Annotated in this window: 15 protein-coding genes; 10 read left to right on the forward strand and 5 right to left on the reverse strand. The window is 38.7% G+C overall.

What is annotated here, in order from left to right; all coding sequences use genetic code 11:
• Positions 1-107 precede the first annotated feature (107 nt).
• Positions 108-794: a Crp/Fnr family transcriptional regulator gene (locus MQE36_RS02220; protein WP_242937574.1), complete on the reverse strand. Its 687-nt coding sequence runs from the start codon at positions 792-794 to the stop codon at positions 108-110.
• A gap of 107 nt (positions 795-901) precedes the next feature.
• On the opposite strand from MQE36_RS02220, the gene MQE36_RS02225 reads away from it, so the two are divergent.
• From MQE36_RS02225 to MQE36_RS02270, 10 genes are all read left to right on the forward strand, one after another.
• On the forward strand, positions 902-3,283 hold the full coding sequence (locus tag MQE36_RS02225; protein ID WP_242937575.1) for a heavy metal translocating P-type ATPase: 2,382 nt from the start codon (positions 902-904) through the stop codon (positions 3,281-3,283).
• A gap of 58 nt (positions 3,284-3,341) precedes the next feature.
• Positions 3,342-3,527, forward strand: a complete 186-nt coding sequence (gene ccoS / locus MQE36_RS02230; RefSeq protein WP_242937576.1) for a cbb3-type cytochrome oxidase assembly protein CcoS — start codon at positions 3,342-3,344, stop codon at positions 3,525-3,527.
• An 8-nt stretch (positions 3,528-3,535) separates the two neighbouring features.
• Positions 3,536-5,740: a cytochrome-c oxidase, cbb3-type subunit I gene (gene ccoN, locus MQE36_RS02235; protein ID WP_242937577.1), complete on the forward strand. Its 2,205-nt coding sequence runs from the start codon at positions 3,536-3,538 to the stop codon at positions 5,738-5,740.
• A gap of 5 nt (positions 5,741-5,745) precedes the next feature.
• Positions 5,746-5,925 carry a CcoQ/FixQ family Cbb3-type cytochrome c oxidase assembly chaperone gene (locus MQE36_RS02240; RefSeq protein WP_242937578.1) on the forward strand — a complete coding sequence of 60 codons (180 nt, stop codon included), beginning with the start codon at positions 5,746-5,748 and terminating at the stop codon, positions 5,923-5,925.
• A gap of 5 nt (positions 5,926-5,930) precedes the next feature.
• Entirely contained in the window at positions 5,931-6,809 is an 879-nt protein-coding gene (locus MQE36_RS02245; protein ID WP_242937579.1) for a cbb3-type cytochrome c oxidase N-terminal domain-containing protein, read from the forward strand.
• Positions 6,810-6,818: 9 nt separating this feature from the next.
• Positions 6,819-8,246 carry a cytochrome c oxidase accessory protein CcoG gene (gene ccoG, locus MQE36_RS02250; protein WP_242937580.1) on the forward strand — a complete coding sequence of 476 codons (1,428 nt, stop codon included), beginning with the start codon at positions 6,819-6,821 and terminating at the stop codon, positions 8,244-8,246.
• A 27-nt stretch (positions 8,247-8,273) separates the two neighbouring features.
• Complete coding sequence (locus MQE36_RS02255) at positions 8,274-8,720, forward strand: FixH family protein (protein ID WP_242937581.1); 447 nt, start codon at positions 8,274-8,276, stop codon at positions 8,718-8,720.
• Position 8,721: 1 nt separating this feature from the next.
• Positions 8,722-9,429, forward strand: a complete 708-nt coding sequence (locus MQE36_RS02260) for a sulfite exporter TauE/SafE family protein (protein WP_242937582.1) — start codon at positions 8,722-8,724, stop codon at positions 9,427-9,429.
• 340 nt (positions 9,430-9,769) lie between these two features.
• Positions 9,770-10,393, forward strand: coding sequence for a hypothetical protein (locus MQE36_RS02265; protein WP_242937583.1), 624 nt, complete (start codon positions 9,770-9,772; stop codon positions 10,391-10,393).
• 71 nt (positions 10,394-10,464) lie between these two features.
• Entirely contained in the window at positions 10,465-10,998 is a 534-nt protein-coding gene (locus tag MQE36_RS02270) for a hypothetical protein (RefSeq protein ID WP_242937584.1), read from the forward strand.
• A 190-nt stretch (positions 10,999-11,188) separates the two neighbouring features.
• On the opposite strand, the gene MQE36_RS02275 is transcribed toward MQE36_RS02270, so the two are convergent.
• The 4 genes from MQE36_RS02275 to nagB form a co-directional block, all read right to left on the reverse strand.
• Positions 11,189-15,040 carry a TIM-barrel domain-containing protein gene (locus MQE36_RS02275; protein WP_242937585.1) on the reverse strand — a complete coding sequence of 1,284 codons (3,852 nt, stop codon included), beginning with the start codon at positions 15,038-15,040 and terminating at the stop codon, positions 11,189-11,191.
• 160 nt (positions 15,041-15,200) lie between these two features.
• Positions 15,201-16,559: an oxygen-independent coproporphyrinogen III oxidase gene (gene hemN, locus MQE36_RS02280; RefSeq protein WP_242937586.1), complete on the reverse strand. Its 1,359-nt coding sequence runs from the start codon at positions 16,557-16,559 to the stop codon at positions 15,201-15,203.
• 76 nt (positions 16,560-16,635) lie between these two features.
• On the reverse strand, positions 16,636-17,493 hold the full coding sequence (locus tag MQE36_RS02285) for a BadF/BadG/BcrA/BcrD ATPase family protein (RefSeq protein WP_242937587.1): 858 nt from the start codon (positions 17,491-17,493) through the stop codon (positions 16,636-16,638).
• Positions 17,494-17,497: 4 nt separating this feature from the next.
• Positions 17,498-19,432 (reverse strand): glucosamine-6-phosphate deaminase, encoded by a 1,935-nt coding sequence (gene nagB, locus MQE36_RS02290; protein WP_242937588.1) that lies wholly within the window; start codon positions 19,430-19,432, stop codon positions 17,498-17,500.
• Between the last annotated feature and the right edge of the window lie 282 nt (positions 19,433-19,714).

Below are 19,714 nucleotides of genomic sequence, written 5' to 3' on the forward strand. Positions count from 1 at the left end.
AAGGTAGCGGTTTAATTGGCAATTACACCATAAAGAACGGATTAATTACATTTAGAGCCCTAATTAGCCGGAAATCATACTAAATATCTGACAAAATGAAGAGTGTATCAAAAACCATCGGCCATTCTTTCCAACTCGATCCGGTTCGCTATTTTTATTTTTTTGCCATGGGTTTCGAGCATTCCCTTTTTAGAAAATTCGGAAAGTATCCTTATCAATGATTCCGTAGCCGTACCAACCACATTGGCAATTTCTTCCCTGGAGAGTGTTACTCTTAAAAACTTGTCTGCATCTACTCCAAACTCATCTTCAAACTCCAATAAAGCTCCGGCCAAACGCTGTTTTACACTTTTTTGGGCCATTTCCACGATAGCGTCATCTGCCAGTTTAAGATCATGGCATATGTCTTTAATAATCTCTGCCGTGAACTTTGGGTTTTCTTTAAAAGACCTCATCACCTCTTCTTTGGGGATAAAACAAACTTCCATATCATCTATGGCTACAGCCGATAGGTTGACGGCCTCGTCGCTAATAACACTTCGCTGGCCCAAAAGGTCTCCCCTTTTAATAAACTTAACTATCTGATTTTTGCCATTGGGACTTAACTTCGTGAGTTTGCATATTCCTGACTTGATACAAAAAACCCCATTAATATGGTCGCCTTCTTCAAAAAGAGCTTCTCCTTTTTTAATTATATGTGATGTCTTGCAGTCAGACATTCGCATCAACTCTTCTTTATCAAGTGCCCTTAACGCACTAAATTGTCTTACTATACATTGTTCACATTTTCCCATAGCAGCTCTCCGCTTGTATTAGCGCTTCAAAATTACTATATAGGTGACAAATATCATATTTTTTTGCTAAATTGATACCAATCTTTGTAACAGGTAAAAGAGCAAAGATGATAAAACAATGTTATCACTGTGGGACGGAGTGCGATACAGGTTCGTTCGTATTCGATTCTAAAGATTTTTGTTGTAATGGATGTAAGACCGTTTATCAGATATTTTCTGAAAACGACCTTGCCGGCTACTATGAACTGGAAAAAAGTCCGGGTGCTTCCCCTTTAATGGACAAAGGCAAATTTGATTTTCTGGATAATGATAAAATTGTCGAAAAGCTCCTTGAGTTCAATGATGGAGACACACAAATCATTAATCTGTACATTCCGCATATACATTGCAGCTCTTGTATCTGGGTTCTGGAAAACCTCAACAAACTAAACAGCAGTATCAGAAGTTCATTGGTAAACTTTCCCAAAAAGACTGTTCGGATAACCTATAACTCCAAAGAAATTCCGCTAAAAGCATTGGTATTGCTTTTAAATACCATTGGTTATGAGCCTTACATAAGCCTGGAGGATTATCAGCAAAATAAAAAAGGAAAAGACCGGAGTTTAATTTACAAACTTGGAATAGCCGGTTTTGCTTTTGGCAATGTTATGCTATTATCATTTCCGGAATACTTTGAAGTGGATGAGTTTTGGTTAAACCAGTACAAACACTTTTTCAGGTGGATCATGTTCACCCTCTCGCTACCTGTTGTATTTTATGCAGCATCCGATTATTTTGTTTCCGCATACAAAGGCATCAGGTCAAAGATTCTCAACATAGACATCCCTATAGCCTTGGGGATAGCCGTATTATTTATACGAAGTACCTATGAAATTATTACCAATACCGGACAAGGTTTTTTTGATAGTCTGACGGGACTTCTGTTCTTTTTACTGTTAGGTAAATTTTTTCAACAAAAGACATACAGTTTTCTTTCTTTTGAACGTGATTACAAAAGCTACTTTCCAATCGGCATTACCAAAATAAATAATGACGGCACAGAGGAGAGTATTCAGGTATACGACATTAAACAGGGGGACAAACTACTTATCAGAAATGAAGAGCTTATTCCCGTAGACAGTATTCTTCTGAGGGGTAAAGGAAAAATCGACTACAGTTTTGTTACCGGAGAAGCCGAAGCTGTTTCCAAACAAAGTGGCGATAAACTATTTGCGGGTGGAAAACAAACCGGAGAAGCTATAGAACTGGAAGCGTTAAAAAGTGTGTCGCAAAGTTACTTGACACAATTATGGAGCAACGATGTTTTCGCTAAAGACAAACATGAAGGCTTCATAAATGTAACCGATAGTATCAGCAGGTATTTTACGATTGTAGTTTTACTCATTGCCTTCGGATCGGCAGGTTTTTGGTTATGGTACGATCCGACAAAAGCCATGAATGTATTTACAGCCATTCTCATTGTTGCCTGTCCTTGTGCACTAGCGCTGTCGGCTCCTTTTACATTGGGTAATATGCTCCGTATTTTCGGAAAAAATAAATTCTATCTAAAAAATGCCCATGTTCTGGAACAGCTTGCCAGGGTAAATTCCATCATTTTCGATAAAACGGGCACCATTACCTCGAATAAAGAAACCAAGGTATCTTATGAAGGGGATCCGCTTGACACCAATGAAGAGTCCTTACTTAAAAACACACTCAGAAACTCCAACCATCCGTTAAGTCGTCAATTGTATAGTATTCTCAAAGAAAATGAGATTATTACCCTTGATGAATTTAATGAGTATGCCGGGAAAGGTATTGAAGCCACTCACAGGCAACAAACCATAAAACTAGGTTCAGCCGAATTTATTCAGGCTCCGACACTTCAGAAGTCGCTCAGAACTTCCGTTCATATCGCTTCCAACAACAAGTACAAAGGAAAATACACATTTTACAATTCATACAGAAACGGGCTGTCCGGGGTCTTTAACAGGCTAAAGGGCCATTATGAAATAACCATACTGTCAGGAGACAACGAAAGTGAACGGGAAAATCTTGAAAAACTAGTCCCCTCCGGAACTAAAATATTCTTCAATCAAAAACCTGAAGAAAAATTAAACTATATAAAATACCACCAGCAAAGCGGAGCCAACATTATGATGGTCGGAGACGGATTGAATGATGCAGGTGCACTCAGACAAAGTAACGTCGGAGTTGCCATTGCTGAAAATGTAAATGTATTTACACCAGCCTCCGATGCTATTCTGGATGCCTCTAAATTTAATTTAATACCCAAATACTTATGGGCGAGCAAGAAAGCCATGAATGTTATCATAGCCAGTTTTATCTTGTCATTCCTTTATAATACTGTAGGACTGGCATTTGCCATAAGCGGAAACTTATCGCCGGTAATAGCTGCTATCCTTATGCCGCTAAGTTCGATAAGCATCGTAGTGTTTACGACGATAATGACCAACATGATTGGAAAGAGTTTAAATAAGCGAATATGACAAATATCATCTTTTATGGATTTCATGAAAGTTACTTTTGTCCAGTAATCTCACAGGTATGAGTGTTATCTATATTTTAATTACGGTTAGTATCGCTGTAGCGATAGTATTTTTTATTGCATTTGTTACAGCTGTTAAAAGAGGGCAGTTCGATGATGATTATACACCATCAATACGTATGCTCTTTGAAGACGAGATCGTAAAGAACAAAAAGGGAACTAATCAACAATCAAGTAATAAATAATCATAATTATGGAAGTGCAACAATTTTACTACGACAACAAAATTGTTAAAAAGTTTCTCTACGCTACCATGCTATGGGGCGTAGTAGGAATGCTTGTGGGCTTGCTTCTAGCCTTCTTATTTTTATTTCCCAATCTAACCGAAGACATTCCATGGTTAAGTTTTGGCCGTCTAAGACCATTACATACCAATGCGGTAATTTTCGCTTTTGTTGGTAATGCAATTTTCGCCGGGGTATATTACTCTCTGCAAAGGCTTTTAAAAGCCCGGATGTACAGTGATTTTTTAAGTAAGCTTAATTTTTGGGGATGGCAGCTTATAATTGTTGCAGCAGCCATATCGTTGCCTCTAGGGTACACGACCTCTAAAGAATATGCCGAACTGGAATGGCCAATCGATATTGCCATTGCCCTGATCTGGGTTGCCTTCGGGGTTAACATGATCGGGACTATTCTTAAAAGGAGGCAACGTCATTTATACGTTGCGGTATGGTTTTACATCGCTACTTTCGTAACTGTTGCTGTTCTTCACATCTTTAATAGTTTAGAACTTCCTGTGAGCGCCATGAAAAGTTATTCGGTATATGCAGGCGTACAGGATGCCTTGGTACAATGGTGGTACGGACATAATGCCGTAGCATTTTTCTTAACAACGCCTTTCCTGGGACTTATGTATTATTTTGTCCCTAAGGCAGCCGATCGCCCTGTATACTCATATCGATTATCAATTGTGCATTTCTGGTCGTTGATCTTTATCTATATCTGGGCCGGCCCTCACCACCTGTTATACACTTCATTGCCTGACTGGGCTCAAAACCTTGGGGTGGTATTCTCTGTAATGCTTATTGCTCCATCATGGGGTGGTATGATTAATGGTCTGCTGACATTAAGAGGCGTTTGGGATAAGGTAAGAACAGACCCTGTTTTAAAATTTATGGTTGTGGCTATTACCGGTTATGGTATGGCTACCTTCGAAGGGCCTATGTTATCGTTGAAAAACGTGAATGCCATTGCCCACTTTACCGACTGGATTATTGCCCACGTACACGTTGGTGCATTAGCATGGAACGGATTCTTAACCTTTGGTATGATTTATTACTTGGTTCCGAAAATGTTTAAGACCAAATTATACTCGTTACCAATGGCGAACTTCCACTTCTGGATCGGAACTCTCGGTATCATTTTATATGCACTTCCAATGTATATTGCCGGATTCGTTCAGGCCTCGATGTGGAAACAGTTTAATCCTGACGGAACGCTTGTTTATGGTAACTTCCTGGAAACCGTAGAACAGATCATCCCGATGTACTGGATGCGTGCAATTGGTGGTACTCTATACCTGGTTGGGGTATTGGTTGGTATCTATAATGCTGTTCAGACCATCAGAAGAGGATCTAAAGTTGAAGATGAGTTAGCGGAGGCTCCAGCACTTGCAAGAGTGGCTAAAGGACGTGTTGCCGGCGAAACTTTCCATACCTGGTTAGAGAGAAAGCCTGTTCAGCTGACTATATTGGCTACCATAGCAATCTTAATAGGAGGCGTTATACAGATTGTACCAACAATAATGGTAAAATCGAACATTCCCACCATATCAAGTGTAAAACCATATACTCCGCTTGAGTTAGAGGGTCGGGATATATACATCAGGGAAGGATGTGTTTCCTGTCACTCACAAATGGTCAGACCATTCAGAAGTGAAACCGAACGTTATCAGGGGGAATATTCCAAAGCAGGGGAATATGTTTATGACCATCCGTTCTTATGGGGTAGTAAGCGTACCGGACCAGACTTAATGCGTGTAGGCGGCAAATACTCCGACAACTGGCACTTTAATCATATGTACGACCCGCAGAGCACATCTTCAGGTAGTATAATGCCATCGTATAAATGGCTTATCAGAAACAGGCTTGACAAATCTGATACCGAGGCTAAAATGGAGGCGATGGTTCAATTAGGGGTGCCTTATACTGAGGAGGATATTGCACAGGCTCAAGAAAACATGGATACCCAAGGAGCCAGAATTGAAGAAAGCCTACATAACGACCCTGACTTTGTTTCCAGCTATGAGGAAGACCGTCGCATCGCAAAAGAGTACGGTGAAGAATTTGTTGAAATGAAAGATCGAGAAATCGTTGCTATCATCGCTTATTTACAACGACTGGGTACCGATATAAAAATAAAGAACAACACTGAGGACGCTACAACTAAAAACTAAGGATCATGTTAAAGTTTGTAAAAAATCATATGGCTACTATTGATGGGATTGAAATATATCCCATCATATCGCTCTCCATATTCTTTGTATTCTTTGCTGCATTATTTTGGTGGGTCTTTACGGCCAAAAAAGAATATATCAAGAAAGTAAGTCAATTTCCTTTAGACAACCAAGAAAACAATTAACTGTCATGAAAAGTTTTGCATCATATTTACGTGTAATCGCTATAAGTGCACTTGTATTTATTGCCGCAGAATATTTAATAGATTCAGGAGATAAACCTGCATTTATTGAATACCCTATGGTATCTGTCTTTATTTTACTTTTTGCTATCATACTTATCGGTATTGAGATCATGGTCGGATCTATGAACTCCTTGGCAGATGCTATTATGACCGATGAACAAAGAAAGGCCCAGGAAGCTAAAAAAATAGCCGCTAAAGAAAATGCCTGGTATAAAAAATGGTCTAAAAAGCTTACAAAAGCGCAGCCCATTGAGGCTGAAGGGGAGATCATCCTGGATCACAATTATGACGGTATCCGGGAGCTGGATAATTCTTTACCTCCATGGTGGGTATATGGCTTCTATATCACAATTATATTTTCCGTTATTTACCTGGCCAAATACCATGTTTTCGGTGGTGACAACCAAACCGAAGAATACGAACAGGCTATGGCTCAGGCTAAGATCGAGATCGAAGAATACAAAAAAACAGCTAAAGACCTTATTGACGCAAGCACCGTTGAGCTATTAACGGATGCCGGCGACCTTAATGCGGGCAAGTCTATTTTTCAGACCAACTGTGTAGCCTGCCATATGGCTGACGGGGGCGGTGGTATTGGTCCGAACCTGACGGATACATACTGGATACTGGGCGGTGGCATTAAAAATGTCTTCCGAACTATTTCTGAAGGGGGACGAGACGGAAAAGGAATGGTAGCGTGGAAACAAACCCTAAAGCCTTCTGAAGTGGCACAGGTTGCCAGTTATGTATTAAGTATGGAAGGGACTACCCCTGCCAACCCTAAAGATCCGGAAGGAGAGATCTGGACACCCGAAGAAGAATAAAATATAATTATGGCCCAGAATACCGAAAATAAAGAAGCTTTCAGAGATTCCATTGGAACCGTCACCAAAGAGGGTAAACGCGCATGGGTTTTCCCTAAAAAACCGAGTGGAAACTATTATAAGTACAGAAAATATGTCAGTTACTTCCTTTTGGCTTTTTTACTCCTTGCTCCTTTTATAAAGATAAACGGGAACCAGTTTTTACTGTTTAATGTTCTCGAAAGGAGGTTTAATATTTTCGGACTCCCGTTCTGGCCTCAGGATTTCTATCTGTTTGTAATATCGATGATCATCGGGGTAATATTTATCACACTCTTTACGGTATCCTTCGGAAGGATCTTCTGCGGGTGGATATGCCCCCAAACCATTTTCATGGAAATGGTTTTCAGAAGGATCGAATACTGGATCGATGGCGACCGCGGTGCTCAAATACGTTTGGCCAAACAACCATGGAATGCTGAAAAAATCAGAAAGAGGGGACTAAAATGGAGCATCTTTTTCTTTATTTCTTTTATCATAGCCAATATATTCCTGGCTTATCTGATAGGCAGTGATCAACTTATACGGTATATCCTTGAAGGCCCCGGGAACCATTCAAGTACTTTGGTCTCTTTAACAATCTTCACCGGTGTATTCTATTTCATCTTTGCCTGGTTTAGAGAACAAGTGTGTATCATTGCTTGTCCTTATGGCAGGCTGCAAGGTGTTTTATTAGACAACAAATCTGTAGTCGTTGCATATGATTACAAACGCGGGGAAGCAGAAAACGGAAGAAAAAAATTCAGGAAAAATGAAGACCGAAATGCTTTAGGCCACGGCGATTGTATAGACTGCTCGCAATGCGTTCATGTATGCCCTACGGGGATAGATATCAGAAACGGAACTCAGCTGGAGTGTGTGAATTGTACCGCCTGTATCGATGCCTGTGACCACATTATGGAAAGCGTCGGTTATCCTAAAGGACTGATTCGTTATGCAAGTATTGATAATATTGAAAAGAAAGCGCGTTTTACATTCACTCCGCGGATGAAAGGTTATGTGGCCGTATTAACCATTTTAACAGGATTATTGATTGGGATGCTATTCTTGCGTAACGATGTCGAAGCCTCTGTCCTGAGATTACCCGGACAATTATACGAGCATAAAGGAGATTATATCATCAGCAATGTGTATACCTATAAGGTCATTAATAAAACGGTAAAAGACATTGAAGACGTTCAAATTAAACTGTTATCTCCTAAAGGAGAAATTAAATCTGTAGGCAATAAAACATTTATTATACCTAAGGAAGGATTGGCCGAGGGCACTTTATTTATAGAAATAGACAAAGGTTTACTCGATAATGACAAGACGAAAGTTAAGCTGGGCATCTACAGCGGAGACACTTTGATAGAAACCACAAGTGCTACTTTTTTAGGTCCTAGAAGCTACAGATAGTTAAACCACAAAACTAATCAGGAAAAAATGAAATTTAATTGGGGAACAGGAATCGTAATTGCATTTGCTTTGTTTATAGCATTCATCATGTATATGGTAATTACGATGAGTACGGACAAAAAATATGACCACGATCTGGTTACAGATGAGTATTATAAAAAAGAGTTGTCCTTTCAAGACAAACTGGACAAAGAGCAACAAACCCTTAATGCCGGTTACGACATCTCGATAAAAAAGAATGAAAAAGGGTTATTAATATCGTTCCCCGGTCAAATTAATGATTCAGAAATTACAGGAAAAGTGTTCCTATACAGGCCATCTAATAAACAATTGGATTTTGAAATCCCATTTTCTACATCCAATCATCTATTGCTCATACCTGACAACCGTTTGTTAGATGGCCGCTGGAACATTGAAGTAGACTGGAAATATAATGACTCTTCTTATTTAAACAAAAAAGAAATAACGTATTAACATGCTGTATTCGGCAATAATATTGGGTTTTCTGGGAAGCTTTCACTGCATTGGAATGTGCGGACCAATAGCCTTTGTATTGCCTTTAGACAGAAGTAATCATGTTAAAAAAGCGGGACAGCTATTCCTCTATCATTTGGGGAGACTTTTAAGTTACTCGCTTATTGGTTTACTGTTCGGTTTTCTTGGAAAGGGACTTTATCTTAGTGGACTTCAGCAAAAACTATCGATAGTAATCGGTGTATTAATGATTATAGCGGCCATTATTCCTTATCGCCTGTTTCAAAAATACAATTTCTCGAAACCTGTTTTTAAGGTTATCTCGAAAGTAAAATCGAACTTAGGCCAACAACTTAAGAAAAAAAGCAGCAAGGCATTGTTTTCGATAGGCATACTGAATGGTTTTCTTCCTTGCGGACTTATCTATATGGCATTGTTTGGCGCTATCGCCATGGGACAACCAACCTTAAGCGCCCTTTATATGTTCTTGTTTGGCCTGGGCACCATTCCATTAATGAGTGGCGCCGCTTATTTGGGAAATTTTTTATCGGCTACGGCCCGCAAAAAGATTCAAAAAGCAATTCCTGTTTTTGTCATCGTTATCGGGGTGTTTTTTATTTTAAGGGGAATGGGACTTGGAATCCCATACATCTCCCCTTCTGGAATAAATCTTATGGTAAAGCCAAGCCCTGATTGTGTGGTTCCGTAACGTATTATACATTCTTTATCTATGGCTTTGATATGATTTGATACGGCTTTGCACCGGGCCAGCATTCTATAAATTTACTTTCTAAGTAGGATTTAACCTTTTCAATGAGGTTATATTCGTTAAAGGCCATAATAGATACTTTAGCTGTATTATAAGCATAATAGTTAGGGCGTTTATAAACAACAGCTGTTAAATAATTTTGGGCCATTTACGGATAACTGTATTGCATTTCCTGTTAATTTAGATTATTTTCGGGGACATAGTAGAAATAAACCCTATATGGTGTTTATACAAATGTTGTGGCACATATGAAAAAGCAACAATCATCATAATATTAACAATGATTTCTAATTCAGTAATTGGACAAAATTTGAATGGAAAATGGATTTTAAAAGACGTTGATTCTGGAAACGGAAAAAAGGGTTATCCTGGTTTTCAACTTATGGAAATCAACAACGATAGTGTTTACATTTACACCGATTTTTCGCTTAAAAAAAAAGCTACAACATTGAAAATGGATAATGGAGATTTCTTGAACAACAACAATGAGAAAATCTCAAAATACGAAATTGTTAATGAGAATCATATAAAGTGGTTTATCGACGGAAAGTCAAATGACAAAGACACAGTTTTTGAGTGTGACTTTTATCGACTTGAACCGACAATCACAACGCTGAAAAAAGAGGATATTGAAAAAATGACTTTCGTACTGACTGAAAACGAACGAGAATCGAAATTCGAATTTAATAAAGAGCTTTGGAATAAAGAGAGCTTGAAACTGTTCAAGAGAAAAGAAGGTGAGAAAAAAATGATTGAACAAATTGACTCAACCTATTTTGTTTCAATATATTTTAATGGAAAAAGAAATGTTTCTATTCCAATTAAAGAGGTTACCCCAGAATTTTTAAAACTTTATGCAATTCCTACTGGACCAATGGAAATGATTGCGTACAGAAAAGAATAAAATTTGGTTACGGCGGACGATTCCACGCCGAAATCATAGCCAAACTGTTGTGTGTCATACTGAAAAACTGAATGGAATTAATAATCATCTTCTTAATTGTAATTATACTCGGAATTGGAATCCCAATCGGAATTTCATATCTAATTTACAGATGGATTAAGAAAAGAGGATTTAATAAAAAATGGAGAATTATAGCTTTGACACCAATTTTAATGGTTGGATACTTTATTTATGGTGCAATATATCCTTCATCGGATTTTTACAAAACGGACTTTAAAGAAGTTACTAAAATGGAATTCCCAGAAAGCGGAATTATAAAATACAAAACAGCTTCATTTCCTGACCATTTTGGAGATTATACTTCTTCATTTTTAGTTGAGTTTGACCAAGCGGATTTAGAAAAACTAGAAAGTGAACTAAAAACAAACGGATTTGAAGAAAAAGAGAATAAAATGCACTCAAACGAACTTGAACAGATTGAACGAAAAAAGGGAAGAAAGAACTATTCAAAACAATATATTTTTGACTCAATTGCGAGCAAGCATTATTCCGTTGGATTTTTAGATGACAATAAATCGGTTATAATTACAAGAGTAAGTTGGTAAAAAGTACGAACACACAACAAAGATGGTAACCGTTGCACAAGTCTATAATTGCATAAAAACGAGATTCAAGAGGGTGTCTAAAAAGTATTTTCAACCCCTCCATAATTTGCGTATTTGAGAATAGTTCTCCGATACCTGCCCGAATAAAAAAGAGGGTGTCTTGACTTTTTAGACACCCTCCTCTTCTAATTTAAAAAGTTATAGCGTTTAAATGCTTATCGACCAAGATAGCTTTCTCTAGGCCTAAGTCAAATTTCAATGTACGTTTCGCTTTAAAACGAATCTTGAATAATTCTTTGTTGCCATCTAATGATTTCTGATCTCCTATATTTATAAAAGCTGGATACAACACCTTATCGCCATTAGAATGCAACCTGTTATTGGTTAAGTTTTCCATCGACTCCATATTTAAAGGGTCGATCCCCTCGAATTCATAGTCCTTTTCATTATATGGAATTGCGAAGCTTAATGCATTCACAGACTTAAGACTTTTACCTTTTACCATTATCTCGACAGTTTCACCGGCATTGTAATGCCGTTTTACTGTTGAAAGTATGATCGCCCCGTCTACTTTGATTTGCTTGTCCTCTTTAACACCACCTTCTAACTGTGTTGCAACGATAGAAATATCATAAGCATCGATAAGGTTATTCTTATTTACATCTCCGATGCTCACATACCCTTCAAAATCGGCATCCCCCTTTCTCAATCCTGTATAATTGGTATATGACGTCAGGTCGTTACCATCTATCACCCCATCATTATTAATATCTCCCGGCAAATAACTTTCTGTTCCGGGGACTTTAAACACATACAACTCTCTCCCGGAACCGTATCCACCTACACCTTCAGTGATATTGATTTTTATATACCGTGCTGTTGGGTTTTCCTTGAATACAAAAGTCTTTATATCATTATCTCTTTTCCATTCAAAATCTCCAGCAGTTATCCAGTTTTCTTTATCATTACTATAATGAACCTCCCCTTTCAACCAGATACCATTTCCTCCGGATCTTCTGGGCAAATACTCAAATTTATCCAGTTGATTGTATGATTTCAAATCTATTACCAGATCGAGAGGAATTGAATTTGCTCCCCATGCAGTATGCCACTGGTTGCCTTCGTCAAAATCAAAGAATTTATCTACCTCATAACCTCCCTGATTCTCGGATGAAGTTTCTGCAACGATATCTTTAATTGCAAACTCCAGAGGGTTTGATTTGGTTTTCGCTGTAAATTGTGTCCAGTCTGAAACCCCGTCTTTATTAACCGCTCTTAACTTGAATGAATATTCTGTTTCGGCTTCCAGCCCTTCAAAGAGGAGTTCTGTTTCTTTTATGGTTGAATAAAACATATTGTTAAATTCAATCTCGTAGTAGTCGGCGTTTGCTACTTCCTGCCATGTTGGTTTTAGCGTATATGCTTCCGCATCTTCATCAAAAACCCGTGCATTACCCGGTGTCTGCATGGCTCCGGTAGTCAGCTTATGTGTCTCCTTTGGTTCAAAAACAAACCCTTTCAACTGTAGTTGTATGCTTTGGGATGTAACATCCACTTTTCCCGTTTTAACCAACAGCCTGGGGTTTTTCAGCAGCCGAACTTTTTCAAATTCACTGTCCCTAGTTGAAAACCTGTTAAAATCCGGTTGCTCTTCGTAATAATACACATTCTCCCTGCCTTTCATTTCTTCTTTACTATCAACTTCCAGGAGTTTTACTTTTCTACCCGCAATTTTCAGGGATACCTTTTTCGGTTTTTTGGTAACATTGATCCTGAATTCAGTAGATTTTTCTTTTGTAAACCCCTTGTAACTACCCTCAGAAGGATGAACAGTCAGCCATACATTATCCTTTACATCAACTTCAGATTCGATTAATGTATATACTCCTTCTCCATTTTTATAAGCTTCGGTAACACCGTCATCATCATATTCCCTAAAAGACGATTTACCATACGGATACACATCATAGATTCGTAAATTATTGTTTATCTCCGCTACATTATTGTTAGGATTAACCATAGGGATTATCGCACCTCTCTTTACAAAAACAGGTAATTTCCATACGGGACTTGCAACACTATTAATAATCTGATTTCCTTTATATTGTTCCCCTGTAAAATAATCTACCCATAAACCTTCCGGCAGGTATATCCCGTTTCTGATATCGTTTCCTTCTTCGTCTGCCTTAGTTTCTTTATAGATTGGCGCCACTAAAAAGCCTGGTCCGTACATAAACTGGTATTGGGTTGCAGTTCCCTGGGTATAACTGTTTTTTTCTTCCAGGAACATCGCTCTTATCATCGGCAGGCCGTTAACTGATTCTTTTGCAACACTGTAAGCGTACGGAAGAAGTTCTGATTTCAGTTTCAGATAATTTCTGTTTATTGATGTTACAGGCTCACCCAATGCCTGGGGATATTTTTCATTGGCTCCCCAGCCATCCATGTTCAACTGCATCGGCGTAAATGTTTTCCATTGAAAATCCCTTGTATTTACAACAGGGTTTTTACCTCCAAAGATTCCGTCCATATCGGAAGTAATATTTGGTTGCCCTGATAAACCGGAGCCAATATAGGTTGGAATGTGAAAACGGATATATTCCCATACTCCTCCTGTCTGATCGCCCGACCATATCCCTGCGTAACGTTGAGTTCCTGCCCAACCGTCAAGAGAAATAATAAAAGGCCTGGCATTATTTCCATATTCTGGCATGATCTCTCCGACATCGGCAACGCCATTAAGTCCGAAAGAATAACCGGCACCCACCCACGCCACATCTGTTTTTAACACTCTTACACCTGCATCACGTACTTCTTTTATAATATCTCTCTGCAAAAGCGCACTCACCCCTTCTTTCGGGTGTAAATCGGATTGTGTCCACAGCCCTATTTCAACTCCTTTTGACCGTGCATAATCTCCAAATTCTTTCAGGTTTTGAATATTACCATCTAAGGTTTCCGTCTGACCATACCCAGCTCCATAACCGTCATTTGGTAAAATCCACCCCAATGGCATATCATTATCCAAATAACGATCTACCGCAGCTCTTGCTGAGAATTGATAATTATTTTTTTCTCCGTTTAAAGACTCTTTAATTCCACTATTATCCTTTTGGCTTTCTTTATACCTTTTCCCGTCTTCAAAAAGAATTCCTTTTTCATCTTCTTTCCAGTAATCGCGGTTATAGGCATTTAAGTGCCCCTGGTAGAATCCGAATTTTGGCAACAATGCCGGCTCACCCGTCAACTGATAAAAATCGTTCAGAAGGCCGGTCTCTTTATGGTTGATCATAAAGAATACATCGAGATAATCTGTTTCGTGGTGGAGATTGACCACTCCTTCTTGTTTAGCCCCGAAATCATATTGTCCTTTTTTAAATGTATACCACATAAACCCATACCCGTCAGAAGACCAATAATAAGGTGTAGGCGAAGCTACCCCGCCATCTGTCCAGCTATTCTGGTTCTCGATGGCTATTACTTTTCCTTTGTGTGAGAATCTACCATTTTGTACACCACCTCCGTAAAAGTATTCATGCGTATTTTCTTTTAATTTTATATGTACACGTTCTTTTTCGAAAGATACGGGTTCGGTCACCTCTAAAACAACAGCCTGGGTCGTAAGATCCCGAACGTTAAAAACAGAATGTTCGCTGTTAAATGTAATTCTGATTTTCGGCGTCGTAAGATAAAATTGACCTTCGCCTTCTGATATCTTTAAAGAGCTTACCTGTTTTCTCGGGTTGTTCACCAGAATCTGAGCCTCAGGATCTGCTTTTGGGGGCCTCATGTCTTTTCCTGAATTGTCCTGAAAAAGTCTGAAAATATGATCCGCATAAAAATCGACATACATTGTTTGTCTGTCAGAAAATGTAATTTTAGCTAATTCATCTTTTATCTTCTCTACCGCTACAATCCTTAACTGTTTCTTCTTCTCATTTATCGATTTTTCATTTTGTGCGTGAAGTCGATTTAAAAAAGTAGCACCTGCACACAAAAACAAAACCAAATAAAAGCTATTAATATTTTTAATTATTTTCATTACCTTATTTTTACTTTCGTATTGTCATACAATGATAATCATCATTCAAGAAGAAAAGTAATTTATTTTGTTAAAATTGATATTCTAGCTTATCGTATTTAAAATAAAAAGAGCCGAACTTTCGTCCGGCTCTTCACCCTACATATCTGATGCCTATCAACTAAACTGTCATAGAAAACAGTTCCCTATCCGGTTTATTACGTTGTAAAAGAACATCAAATGCCATACAGATATTTCTTATAAATGGTCTTCCGTTATCGGTTACCTTCAGTTCTTTATCTTCAACGATAAAAAAGCCATCTTGTTTCATTTCTTCTAAACTTTCTAATACTTGTGGTAATTCTTCAAAGTAATCCTTGTCATCCTTCCAGCTTGTTTTAAGCCGGCACATCAGGTTCAGGATATGTTTTCTTATGATAAGGTCTTCTTTATTTAAACAATGTCCCCTGTATACCGGTAAAATTCCATTGTTTACTAAATGGGTATATTCTTCTATACCTTTTACGTTTTGGGCAAAGGCATACCAGCTGTCGCTTATACTGGAGGCTCCAAGACCTATCATCAGTTGTGTTTTTGAAGCTGTATATCCCATGAAATTCCTGTGAAGTCCTCCATTTTCCATCGACTTATACAACGAATCTGTTTTAAGGGCAAAATGATCCATCCCTATTTCTACGTATCCTAATTCGGAGAAAAGTTTTTTCCCAACCTCGTAGAGAATTCTCTTCTCCTCACCGGATGGTAAATTTTCTTCGCTAAATCCTCTTTGTCCGTTACCCTTCATCCACGGCACATGTGCATAACTATAGAAGGCTATTCTATCGGGCATTAACTGAATCGTTTTATTGATCGTTTCGATCACGTCTCCGAGGGTTTGGAATGGCAAGCCGAATACCAAATCGTGGCTTACTGATGTGTATCCTATTTCTCTTGCTTCTTCTGTGGCCCTTTTTACATTTTCGAAAGGCTGGATCCTGTTGATGGCTTTCTGAACTGTTAATGAATAATCCTGAACGCCATAACTAACCCGCCGAAACCCTAAATCGTATAATGTTTGTAAGTGTTCACGCGTAGTATTGTTCGGATGCCCCTCAAAACTGAATTCGTAGTGTCTGGCTTTTACGGCATATTTAAATATGCCGTTGATAAGTTTTTTCAGGTTTTCGGGGGAAAAAAAAGTAGGTGTACCTCCTCCCAAATGAATTTCTTTGACCTGGGGGGCATTACCAAGCACATCGCAATACAATTTCCATTCTTTTAAAAGTGTATCGACATATGGCTCTTCAACTTCATGCCTTTTGGTAATACGTTTATGGCACCCGCAAAAAGTACATAGGCTCTCGCAAAACGGAAGATGGATATAGAGACTGATTCCTTCCTGCTGATTACTTTCCTGAAAAGATTTTTTAAATGAACTTATCCAATTATCGACAGAAAATGTTTCTATATCCCAGTAAGGAACTGTAGGGTAGCTTGTATACCTTGGCCCGGGAACATTATATTTCTGAATTAGATCCATGTCTTAAAGTAGCTTTGAAAGCTCAAAACTACTTTAAGTGGATTCTATATACTATGACAAATATCAGTTTGGGATCTTAACTGACAACTTTAGTAGTATGGTATGAGACCAATCCGTCGATTGGCCTTCTTACGAACTTACCTGCCTGAATACCGTGCTCTTTTAAAACTTCGGTTATCTGTTCTTTTGCATAATAAGCGATTGAACCTATGAAATGTACAGGCGCTGAGGCCAGTTCTTCCTTAAACAACATTAAATGAGACTTTAAAAAAGACAAAGCTGCTTCTTTGAGTAAAGCCTGAGAAAACGGTTCTTCTATATTTTCGAACAAGAATTTAGCAAAAGTAGCCAGATAAGCATTCGGATTTGGCTTTTTATAAAGGTTTTTTTTCACTTTGGCGGGATCCAGCTGATACTCAACCCGAAACTTATCGGCCAGATATTCGGGCATTTGCTTAAAGTAATACGCCCTAAGCAATTGCTTTCCGATAAAATTCCCGCTGGCATCATCCATCAAAGTATATCCGAGGGCAGGCATTCTTGTCTGTATTTCGGTTCCGTCAAAATAACAACAATTTGATCCTGTTCCTAAAATACAGACTACGGCCGGCTTATCTGTACATGCATAAACGGCCGCTGCCAGATCTTCCTTAACGTCTACTACAGATGCTTTAGTAAAAAATCTTCTGAATGCTTTCGCCAATCCTTTTTGCTGTTTTTCCAAACCGCAACCTGCTCCATAAAAAAATACTTTTCCCACCTCCTCATGATGCGTTAATAACTCAGGAGATTCGGCAAGCCTCTCTACGACCTCTTTTTTGGTTAAAAGTGCCGGGTTGACTCCTTTCGTTCTTGTTTTAAAAAGTGTTTTTCCTGCTTCATCGACTGCTATCCAATCACACTTGGTAGAACCTCCGTCTGCTATTAAAATCATAAGTCTAGTAATAATATCTTCTAAAAGCTTCTATAGCCGCATAATCTGCTAATCCTAGCTGGTGGTATTTAGCGGCAGTCTCTTTGTTTCTTTCTTCAGCTCTCACCCAAAACTCTCTGGAGTCGTCTCCCTGGAACATTACTCCGTCCTTCTGAGACTGGTGATAGAAAATAGCTCTACGCTTTCTCAACACCTGATCAGGACTCATCGGTACAGCCATCTCTATTTCATGCATAGCCCATTCATGCCATGCTCCTCTGTACAGCCATACCCAGCAATCTTCCATAAAAGATTCGGGTTTCAGCACCTTTAAAGCCTCAAACAAGGCGTCTAAACAAACCTTATGTGTTCCGTGAGGATCTGCCAGGTCTCCTGCTGCATATATCTGATGTGGCTTGATTGCCCTGATAATATCACACATAATATCCACATCTTCCTGTCCTAAAGGATTTTTCTTTATCGTTCCTGTTTCGTAAAAAGGCAAATTCAGGAAATGAGCCTGACTGTCAGGGATTCCGACAAATCGCGTAGCGGCAACAGATTCCTTTTGTCTTATCAGTCCTTTCAGTGCCCTCACTTCAGGAGCATCGACAACATACTCCTCATTGTTATTAATACTATCAATAATCTTATTGTACAGGTCGTTATTTTCATCAAAAGAAGCTGCTACTTCCGCAAATTTCAAGGCTTCGTGATTTGATACCGCAATATTCCCTGAAGTCTGGTATACAACATGTACTTCATGCCCTTGTTCTACCAGGCGGTCAAACGTCCCTCCCATCGAAATAACATCATCGTCAGGATGCGGGCTAAATATAATAACACGCTTTTTAGCCGGTGCTGCCCTTTCAGGCCTGTTTGTATCATCGGCGTTTGGTTTTCCTCCCGGCCAACCAGATATGGTATGTTGTAATTCATTGAACATTTTAATGTTCAAATCATATGAAGAGCCTTCATGCGACAGCAGCCCTTCCATCCCATTATCGTTATAATCTTTATCTGTAAGTCTCAATATCGATTTTGAAGTGTGGTCACATAACCAGAATACGGCTTTTTTAGTAAGCTCATGCGTCCAGTCACACGGCCCGACCAACCAAGGGGTTTTAATTCTTGTGAGTTCTGATGCTGCTTCGTCATTTAGCACAAATGTCGTATTATTATGCTGTTGCAGATACGTAGCCGGCACTGAAGGATCTATCTCTCCTTCAATCGTCTGCTTAACTATGTCGGCCTTATTCTGCCCCCATGCCAAAAGTACGATCCTCTTAGCGTCCATTACAGTACGCACCCCCATAGTAATCGCTTTCTTCGGCACATTCTCAAGTCCTAAAAATGCTCCGGATGCATCACTTCTTGTTAAGTGATCCAGCGTAATCAGGCGCGTTCTTGAATTATAGTGAGAACCTGGCTCATTAAAACCGATATGCCCCGTTCTACCAATACCCAGCAATTGAAAATCCAAACCACCATAACTCTTTATCTTTTCTTCATAAGACACACAGAAATCCAGTATTTCATCAGGTTCCAGATCTCCTTTGGGGATATTTACATTTTCAGGCTTTATGTCTATGTGATTAAACAGATATTCATGCATAAAATAGTGATAACTCTGCACGTTCTGCTTCGTCATCGGATAGTATTCATCTAAGTTGAAGGTGACTACATTTTCGAAGCTCAATCCTTCTTCCTTATGTAGTCGCACTAATTCTTCATACACCTTAATTGGTGAAGAACCTGTAGCCAACCCCAGAACACAAGGTAGATTTTCCTCTTGCTTTGTTCTGATAAGAGATGCTATTTCAGCTGCCACTATAGCAGAGGCCACATTTGAATCATCAAAAACAACATTGTGAATTTTTTCGAAACGTGTATTCTCGTATACACCGGCTGCTTGATAACTAATATTTTTCAGATTTCTTAATTGTTCTTCAGCAATCATAATTTCTTATTTTAATATTTATTTGGCTATGGTAAGTTTCAAATAAAAAACATGTGCAAGATAGTTCATTCGGTCACTACACGAAAGTCTATTTAATTCTTTCACAAAATGCCAAGTTTTCATTAAATAACTTAATCCGGATCCCAAACCCTTTTATATATGCACAATAACGGAGGTACTAATATCATAAAACGGGGCATCACATTTTAAATAATTCGACCAACAACAATGGTCAAAAGCTAAAAAACATTACCTTTAAAACAATCTGTAATTAAGCCTGAA

The organism is Zhouia spongiae (assembly GCF_022760175.1).
Lineage (GTDB): Bacteria > Bacteroidota > Bacteroidia > Flavobacteriales > Flavobacteriaceae > Zhouia > Zhouia spongiae.

Bases quoted from the DNA above. Each gene is read 5' to 3' on its own strand.
- MQE36_RS02220 (WP_242937574.1), bottom strand. From the start codon at position 794: ATGGGAAAATGTGAACAATGTATAGTAAGACAATTTAGTGCGTTAAGG.
- MQE36_RS02225 (WP_242937575.1), top strand. From the start codon at position 902: ATGATAAAACAATGTTATCACTGTGGGACGGAGTGCGATACAGGTTCG.
- ccoS (WP_242937576.1), top strand. From the start codon at position 3,342: ATGAGTGTTATCTATATTTTAATTACGGTTAGTATCGCTGTAGCGATA.
- ccoN (WP_242937577.1), top strand. From the start codon at position 3,536: ATGGAAGTGCAACAATTTTACTACGACAACAAAATTGTTAAAAAGTTT.
- MQE36_RS02240 (WP_242937578.1), top strand. From the start codon at position 5,746: ATGTTAAAGTTTGTAAAAAATCATATGGCTACTATTGATGGGATTGAA.
- MQE36_RS02245 (WP_242937579.1), top strand. From the start codon at position 5,931: ATGAAAAGTTTTGCATCATATTTACGTGTAATCGCTATAAGTGCACTT.
- ccoG (WP_242937580.1), top strand. From the start codon at position 6,819: ATGGCCCAGAATACCGAAAATAAAGAAGCTTTCAGAGATTCCATTGGA.
- MQE36_RS02255 (WP_242937581.1), top strand. From the start codon at position 8,274: ATGAAATTTAATTGGGGAACAGGAATCGTAATTGCATTTGCTTTGTTT.
- MQE36_RS02260 (WP_242937582.1), top strand. From the start codon at position 8,722: ATGCTGTATTCGGCAATAATATTGGGTTTTCTGGGAAGCTTTCACTGC.
- MQE36_RS02265 (WP_242937583.1), top strand. From the start codon at position 9,770: ATGATTTCTAATTCAGTAATTGGACAAAATTTGAATGGAAAATGGATT.
- MQE36_RS02270 (WP_242937584.1), top strand. From the start codon at position 10,465: ATGGAATTAATAATCATCTTCTTAATTGTAATTATACTCGGAATTGGA.
- MQE36_RS02275 (WP_242937585.1), bottom strand. From the start codon at position 15,040: ATGAAAATAATTAAAAATATTAATAGCTTTTATTTGGTTTTGTTTTTG.
- hemN (WP_242937586.1), bottom strand. From the start codon at position 16,559: ATGGATCTAATTCAGAAATATAATGTTCCCGGGCCAAGGTATACAAGC.
- MQE36_RS02285 (WP_242937587.1), bottom strand. From the start codon at position 17,493: ATGATTTTAATAGCAGACGGAGGTTCTACCAAGTGTGATTGGATAGCA.
- nagB (WP_242937588.1), bottom strand. From the start codon at position 19,432: ATGATTGCTGAAGAACAATTAAGAAATCTGAAAAATATTAGTTATCAA.